General features: G+C 71.8%; 5 protein-coding genes and 1 pseudogene. 4 read left to right on the top strand and 2 right to left on the bottom strand.

Annotated features, from left to right (window positions below; genetic code table 11):
• Positions 1 to 286 (bottom strand): annotated as a pseudogene (locus tag BKD26_RS40490) (hypothetical protein); the annotation flags it as partial.
• A gap of 195 nt (positions 287 to 481) precedes the next feature.
• Here BKD26_RS40490 and BKD26_RS25500 point away from each other — a divergent pair.
• The 3 genes from BKD26_RS25500 to BKD26_RS25490 all read left to right on the top strand — a co-directional run bounded on the left by BKD26_RS25500 (position 482) and on the right by BKD26_RS25490 (position 4,764).
• Positions 482 to 1,516: an SCO0930 family lipoprotein gene (locus BKD26_RS25500; RefSeq protein ID WP_084902465.1), complete on the top strand. Its 1,035-nt coding sequence runs from the start codon at positions 482 to 484 to the stop codon at positions 1,514 to 1,516.
• A 270-nt stretch (positions 1,517 to 1,786) separates the two neighbouring features.
• Positions 1,787 to 2,599 (top strand): SAM-dependent methyltransferase, encoded by an 813-nt coding sequence (locus BKD26_RS25495; protein WP_084902463.1) that lies wholly within the window; start codon positions 1,787 to 1,789, stop codon positions 2,597 to 2,599.
• Positions 2,596 to 4,764: an EAL domain-containing protein gene (locus BKD26_RS25490; protein WP_084902460.1), complete on the top strand. Its 2,169-nt coding sequence runs from the start codon at positions 2,596 to 2,598 to the stop codon at positions 4,762 to 4,764. The genes BKD26_RS25495 and BKD26_RS25490 overlap by 4 nt, the downstream gene beginning before the upstream one ends.
• Before the next feature lie 77 nt (positions 4,765 to 4,841).
• Here BKD26_RS25490 and BKD26_RS25485 read toward each other — a convergent pair whose 3' ends face one another.
• Positions 4,842 to 5,729 carry a LysR substrate-binding domain-containing protein gene (locus tag BKD26_RS25485; protein ID WP_084902500.1) on the bottom strand — a complete coding sequence of 296 codons (888 nt, stop codon included), beginning with the start codon at positions 5,727 to 5,729 and terminating at the stop codon, positions 4,842 to 4,844.
• 97 nt (positions 5,730 to 5,826) lie between these two features.
• Here BKD26_RS25485 and BKD26_RS39320 point away from each other — a divergent pair, with 97 nt between their 5' ends.
• Positions 5,827 to 6,531, top strand: a complete 705-nt coding sequence (locus BKD26_RS39320) for a succinate dehydrogenase cytochrome b subunit (RefSeq protein WP_107417989.1) — start codon at positions 5,827 to 5,829, stop codon at positions 6,529 to 6,531.

Genomic DNA, 6,531 nt, shown 5'->3' with positions numbered 1-6,531 from the left:
GGGGTGGCGGTGGCTCGGGGACGACCTGCCCGGGAGGCGGCGGGGGCGGTGGCGGGGGCGGCGGTGCGGGCGGTTTGGGCGGGGGAGGGGGCTCCGGTGCGGGAGAGGGGCCCGCCGTGCAGGTGGCGCCGCCCGCGACCGCGACGGCCGGTTCGGGGGTGCCGGGGCCGATGTGGGCGATGGCGCAACTGTCGGCCGCCGCGGGCAGCGGGGCGGTCAGCAACCAGCCGAGGGCGGCGGCTGCCAGGAGTCGCGCGACGAGGGTTCCGTACACGCCGTTGAGCATGATCGCTCAGTGCCCTGGTGCGGCCTGGAACCGGTGTGATTCCCCTGATGGAAGGGTTTTTCGTAACCCCCGTTCCGCCGCCGCCGGAGAAATTTTCCCGACGCGTTGAACACGCGTCGCCCTCCCGCCCGTACATAGGGCCATGAACGGCACGCCTGGGCGTCGCCAAACTACCTCGATACAACGGGAGTTGACATGAAGACCTGGCGGAACGCCTCGCTCGCGCTGTCCGCGGCGGCCGTGCTCGCGCTGACGACGGCGTGCGGTCAGGACAAGGGGGACCAAGCCCCCGCCGGTTCGGTCGGCGCGGCCGCACCGGCGGGCGCGCCCGCCGAGAACGGCGCCGGCTACGGTTCGGGCGCCGGGTACGGTTCCGGCGCCGGCTCCGGAGGGGAGGCGGCCGCCGCCAAGCCGGCCGGTCAGCTCGCCATTTGGGACAGCAAGGAGCTCGGCAAGGTCGTCACCGACAGCGAGGGTCTCACGCTCTACCGCTTCGACAAGGACACCCCGAACCCGCCCAAGTCCGCCTGCGAGGGCGACTGCGCGAAGGCCTGGCCCGTGGTGGCCGCCGAGGGCGCCAAGCCCCCGGCCGGTGTCGACGCCTCCCTGATGGGTGAGGTGACGCGCGCCGACGGCACCAGGCAACTCACCATCGACGGCTGGCCGATGTACCGGTACGCCAAGGACGCCAAGCCCGGTGACACCAAGGGCCAGGGCGTGGGCGGCACTTGGTTCGCGGCCGCCCCCGACGGCACTAAGGCGGCCCTGGCGGGCGGCGGCGACGAGGGGGCCGCCGAGGACGAGGGCGCCGACGAGGGGACGGCCGAGGAGCAGGGCGGCGGCGAGGGCGCGGGTGCGCCGGCCGACCTGGCGGGCCTGTCCGTCCGCAAGGACCCCAAGCTCGGCGAGATCGTCGTCGACAAGAACGGCATGACGGTCTACCGGTTCGAGAAGGACTCGGCGTGGCCCATGAAGACCGCCTGCACCGGCGAGTGCCTGGAGAAGTGGCCGGTCGTCGCGCCCGTCGACAAGAACGACACCGAGGGCATCTCCACGAAGGGCTACGTCACCTTCAACCGGCCCGACGGCATCAAGCAGCAGACCATCGACTGCTGGCCCCTCTACACCTTCGCGGGCGACAAGAAGCCCGGTGACACCAACGGTCAGGGCGTGGGCGGCACCTGGTTCGCCGTCTCGCCCACCGGAAAGATGGTCGCGACGTCCAAGTAGAGTCCCCACGTACGTCGCGACTCGGGTGTCCGGCCCAGCCGGCCCGGACACCCCGCCGGCCCGCCGCCCCACGCTCCCCGCGTGAGCGGCGGGCCGGTCGCACGTGCCACGGACGCCGCACGTGCCACCGTCCAGTGACCGAGACGTGTGACCAAGAACGGATCGATAATTTCCGTTTCCCCTCGCCCTCCCGGCGGGCGATCAGTAGCCTCGGCTCGAACACTGGCCATGAACATGGCCGCATTCCGTGGCGACTTGTTGGAGACATCGATGGAGCGTCCCGCCTGGGCCCCGCCGGGCATCGACATTTCGGTGCCGAGCGTGTCCCGCATTTACGACTACTACCTGGGCGGCTCGCACAATTTCGAGGTGGACCGCGAAGCGGCCCGCAAGGTCATGGAGTTCGTGCCGGGTCTTCCCAAGATCCAGCAGGCCAACCGGGCGTTCATGCGCCGGGCGGTACGGTACGCCGTGAGCGAGGGCATCACCCAGTTCCTCGACATCGGCTCCGGCATCCCCACCTTCGGCAACGTCCACGAGGTCGCGCAGGGCGCCGACCCCGAAGCCCGCGTCCTGTACGTCGACCACGATCCCGTCGCCGTCGCACACAGCCAGGCCGTACTGGAAGGCAACGCGAACGCCGGGGTCCTCGCCGCCGACCTGCGAAAGCCGCGGGACATCCTCACCGCCCCCGAGACCGGCGCCCTCCTCGACCTGGACCGGCCCGTGGCCCTGCTGCTGGTCTCCGTCCTGCACTTCCTGGAGGACACGGACGAACCACAGCGTGCCGTCGCCGAGCTGCGCGACGCCCTCGCGCCCGGCAGCCTCCTGATCGTCAGCCATGCCTCGTACGAGGGCATCCCGCTGCCGCAGGAACGCGTGGGCGGCGCGGTGGACGTCTACCGCGACATCCGCAACCCGCTGGTGATGCGGACGCGCGAGGAGATCGCCCGCTTCTTCGACGGGTTCCGGATGGTCGAACCGGGTCTCGTGTCGATGCCTGAGTGGCGGCCGGAGAACCCACTCGACCAAGAGGATCCATACGCCTTCTCGGGCTACGCAGGGGTGGGGCGCAAGGCGTGAGCATGCCGGCGCAGGCGTCCGGTTCCTCCGCGGAACCGGACGGCCTGGAGGACAGACTCCAGCGGTTCGCGACCATCTGGAGCCGGGCCATCTTCCCCGTCACGGCCACGTCGATGACCCGTTCCGAGACGGAGCGGCACCTGCTGCCGCTGGCACGGGACTTGAGCGACGCGCTGCACGCGAGGCCGTTCGACCCGACGCCCGCGCACCGCGTCGGGGCCGCCCTGGTGGCCGCGCACTGCACCGACCCGGACGCGCTCAGCCGTACCCTCGGCGTGGTCGACTCCTACCTGGTGCTGTACTGCGGGGGCGACGGGGAGAGCGCCGCGGCCGAGGAGCTCCGGGCCCGCTGCGCCCGGCTCCAGCACGCGCTCGCGGCCGGATTCGCCCAGGCGCTGCGCGAACGCACCCTCGCCGAGCAGGAGGCCATCGCCCGCTCGGCGCTCGCCGCGCGCAGCTTCGCCGAACAGGCCCTGCACGCCACCCAGGCCCGCTTCCGTGCCGTCTTCGAGGACGCGGCCATCGGCATCGGCATCGCCGACCTCGACGGCAACGTGCTGGAGGTCAACGGCGCCCTCACCCGCATGTTCGGCGGCCTGGAGCACCACGTCCGCGGCCGCAGGGTCAGCGAGTGGGTCCACCCCGAGGACGCGCCGCACGTCTGGAAGCTGTACGGGGAGCTGGTGCGCGGCGAGCGTGACCACTTCCGGGTCGAGAAGCCCTTCTACCGGGGCGACGGCACCGTCCTGTGGACCAACCTGACCGTCTCCCTGCTCCGGGACCCTGAGGGCCGCCCGCAGTACCAGCTGGCGCTGATGGAGGACACCACCGAGCGCCGGCTGCTCAACCTGCGGCTGCGGTACGAGGCGACGCACGACGCGCTGACCGGGCTGCCCAACCGGACGCTGTTCTTCGAACGGCTGGACAAGGTGCTGTCCGCGCGTGACGGCACCCGCTTCGGCCTGTGCTACCTCGACCTCGACGGCTTCAAGGCCATCAACGACAGCCTCGGCCACGCGGCCGGCGACCGGCTGCTGGTGGAGGTCGCCGACCGGCTGCAGTCCGTCGCGACCCGGCCGGGGGAGATGGTGGCCCGGCTCGGCGGCGACGAGTTCGTGGCGCTCACCACCGGCACGGACACCGAGCAGCAGGCCGACGAGCTCGCCCACCGCATCCTCGCCGCCCTGGCCACGCCCGTCCGGCTGGACGGCCGCGAGCTGACCGTGCGCGGCAGCGTCGGCATCGTCGAGGGGCCCGCCGGCGAACGCGGACCGGCGGAGGTGCTGCGCAGCGCCGACATCACCATGTACCGGGCCAAATCGGCGGGCGGCAACCGTTTCGAGCGGGCCGACCCCGAGGCGGACGCCCGCGCCATCACCCGGCACGGCCTGACCACCGCGCTGCCCGCGGCCCTGGACCGGGGCGAGTTCTTCATCGAGTACCAGCCGCTGGTGCACCTCGGCGACGGCAGCGTGCACGGCGCGGAGGCCCTGGTGCGCTGGTGCCACCCGCAGCACGGCGTACTCGGCCCCGACCGGTTCATCCCGCTCGCCGAGCACACCGGGCTGATCGTGCCGCTGGGCCGCTGGGTCCTCCAGGAGGCCGTCCGCCAGGCCAGGTTCTGGCAGCGACGCCACTCCGACGGCGGCCCCCTGCGCATCAACGTCAACCTCTCGCCGACGCAGCTGCACCACCCGAACCTGGTCGCCGACACCGTCGACGTACTGGAGCGCTCCGGGCTCGACCCGGGCGCCCTGTGCCTGGAGGTCACCGAGTCCGCGCTGATCGGCGCCGACGAGGACCTGCTCAAGCCGCTGCGGCAACTGGCCGAGATGGGCGTGGACATAGCCCTGGACGACTTCGGCACCGGCTACTCCAACCTGGCCAACCTGCGCCGGCTCCCGGTCAGCGTGCTGAAACTGGACCGCTCCTTCACCCAGAGCATGCAGCAGCACCCGATCGACCCGGTCGACCTGAAGATCGTCGAAGGCATCGTCTCCCTGGCGCACAGCCTGGAACTCGCGGTCACGGTCGAAGGCGTCGAAACGGGCGCGCAGGCGGAGCAGCTCCGCGAACTCGGCTGCGACACGGCCCAAGGCTGGTACTACGCCCGCCCCGGCGCCCCCGACCGCATCCACGCGCTGGTCCTCGCGGACGCGGTGTAGGACGCCGGCCCGGTTGTGGGCATTCGTTCCGCTGGGTGAGGGACGGGTGGGCACAACCGGACCACGGGCCCGCACCCTCACGGCTTCGCCCGGTGCGCCAGCAGCAGCCGCTGGAGCTCCCGCGCCGCCCGCGGCGGTGCCACATCGCTCCGGTGCGCCAGCGCGATGGTGCGCCGCAGCCCCGGCCGCGCCAGCGCCGTCACCCGCAGGTCCCGTCCCGCCCGCGCCGCCACCATCGCGGGCACGACCGCCACGCCCAGCCCGGCCCGGACGAATCCCAGCACCGCGTCCATCTCACCGCCCTCCACCGTGAACGACGGCTCGAACCCCTCCGCGCGGCACGCCGCGACCGTCAGGTCCCGCAGGTCGTAGCCGTGCCGGAACATCACCAGCGGCTGCCCCTCCAGATCCGCGATCCGCACCGGCCGGCGCGGGGCGGGCGCCGCTGCCGAGGAGACCACCACCAGGTCCTCGTGGAGCAGCTCGACGGTCGTCAGGGCAGGCGACGGGGTCGGCAGCGGCAGCACCACCAGAGCCAGGTCGAGCGACCCGCGCGCCAGCTCCCGTACGAGATCATGGGAGCCGCTCTCCTCGATCAGCAGCTGGATGCCCGGGTGCAGGTCGTGGAAGGCGCGCAGCACATCGGGCAGCAGCCCGGTGCACAGGCTGGGCGTCGCGCCCAGCCGCACTCGTCCGCGCCGCAGCTGGGCCAGCTCCTGCACCTCGTGGCGCGCGGTGTCGGCGTCCGCCAGGATGCGGCGGGCCAGCGGCAGCAGCGCCTCGCCCGCGTCCGTGAGCGCGATATTGCCGCGTGCCCGGCTGAAGAGCTCGGCGCCCAGCTCCTTCTCCAGCGCCCTGATCTGCTGCGACAGCGACGGCTGGGAGACATGGACGCGCTCGGCGGCCCGGGTGAAGTGGCGGGTCTCGGCCACGGCCACGAAGTACTGGAGCTGCTGGAACTGCATACCACCCACCATAAGCCGCTCCATAGAGACCGCCTATGGAGATGAGCCGGACCATGTCTTGGACCTCTGGCCCGGTCCGCCCCTACCGTCTGATGCCATGGCTCTGGCAACGCGGACGGATCGACAACCGTCCCTCACGCGCACCTTCTGGCGGTCCACCGTCGGCAAGAAGACGGTCATGGCCGTCAGCGGCCTGATCATGATCGGCTATCTCGTCGCGCATGTGATGGGCAACCTGAAGGTCTTCTTCGGCCCCGGTGAGTTCAACGCGTACGGCCACTGGCTGCGCACCATGGGCGAGCCCGTCCTGCACTACGAGTGGGGCCTGTGGATCGCCCGGGTGGTGCTGCTCACGGCCGTGATCGCCCACGGCGTCTCCGCGTACCAGCTCAGCAGGCGCGACATCAAGGCCCGCCCCACCGCGTACGTCCACAAGCGGCGCCGCGCGAGCTACGCGACCCGCACCATGCGCTGGGGCGGCGTGATCGTCGCGCTGTTCATCGTCTGGCACATCCTCGACCTGACGACGCTCACCGTGAACCCGAACGCGCAGCCAGGTCATCCGTACGAGAACGTCGTCGCGACCTTCTCCACCTGGTACGGCAACGTCATCTACATCGTCGCGATGCTCGCCGTCGGCCTGCACATCCGGCACGGTTTCTGGTCCGCCGCCCAGACCCTCGGCGTGGGCAACGCGCGGCGCGACCGCGCGCTCAAGACCCTCGCCAACGTCCTCGCGCTCGTGCTGACCGCGGGCTTCATCTCCGTACCCGTCGCCGTCATGACCGGAGTGGTGAGCTGA

It is taken from the genome of Streptomyces sp. CB03238 (assembly GCF_002099185.1).
In the GTDB taxonomy this organism is placed as follows: Bacteria; Actinomycetota; Actinomycetes; order Streptomycetales; family Streptomycetaceae; genus Streptomyces.
This window is presented reverse-complemented; position numbering and strand designations above follow the sequence as displayed.

Excerpts from the sequence above, each read along its gene's own strand:
- BKD26_RS25495 (WP_084902463.1), top strand. The coding sequence starts at position 1,787 with ATGGAGCGTCCCGCCTGGGCCCCGCCGGGCATCGACATTTCGGTGCCG.
- BKD26_RS25500 (WP_084902465.1), top strand. The coding sequence starts at position 482 with ATGAAGACCTGGCGGAACGCCTCGCTCGCGCTGTCCGCGGCGGCCGTG.
- BKD26_RS39320 (WP_107417989.1), top strand. The coding sequence starts at position 5,827 with ATGGCTCTGGCAACGCGGACGGATCGACAACCGTCCCTCACGCGCACC.
- BKD26_RS25485 (WP_084902500.1), bottom strand. The coding sequence starts at position 5,729 with ATGCAGTTCCAGCAGCTCCAGTACTTCGTGGCCGTGGCCGAGACCCGC.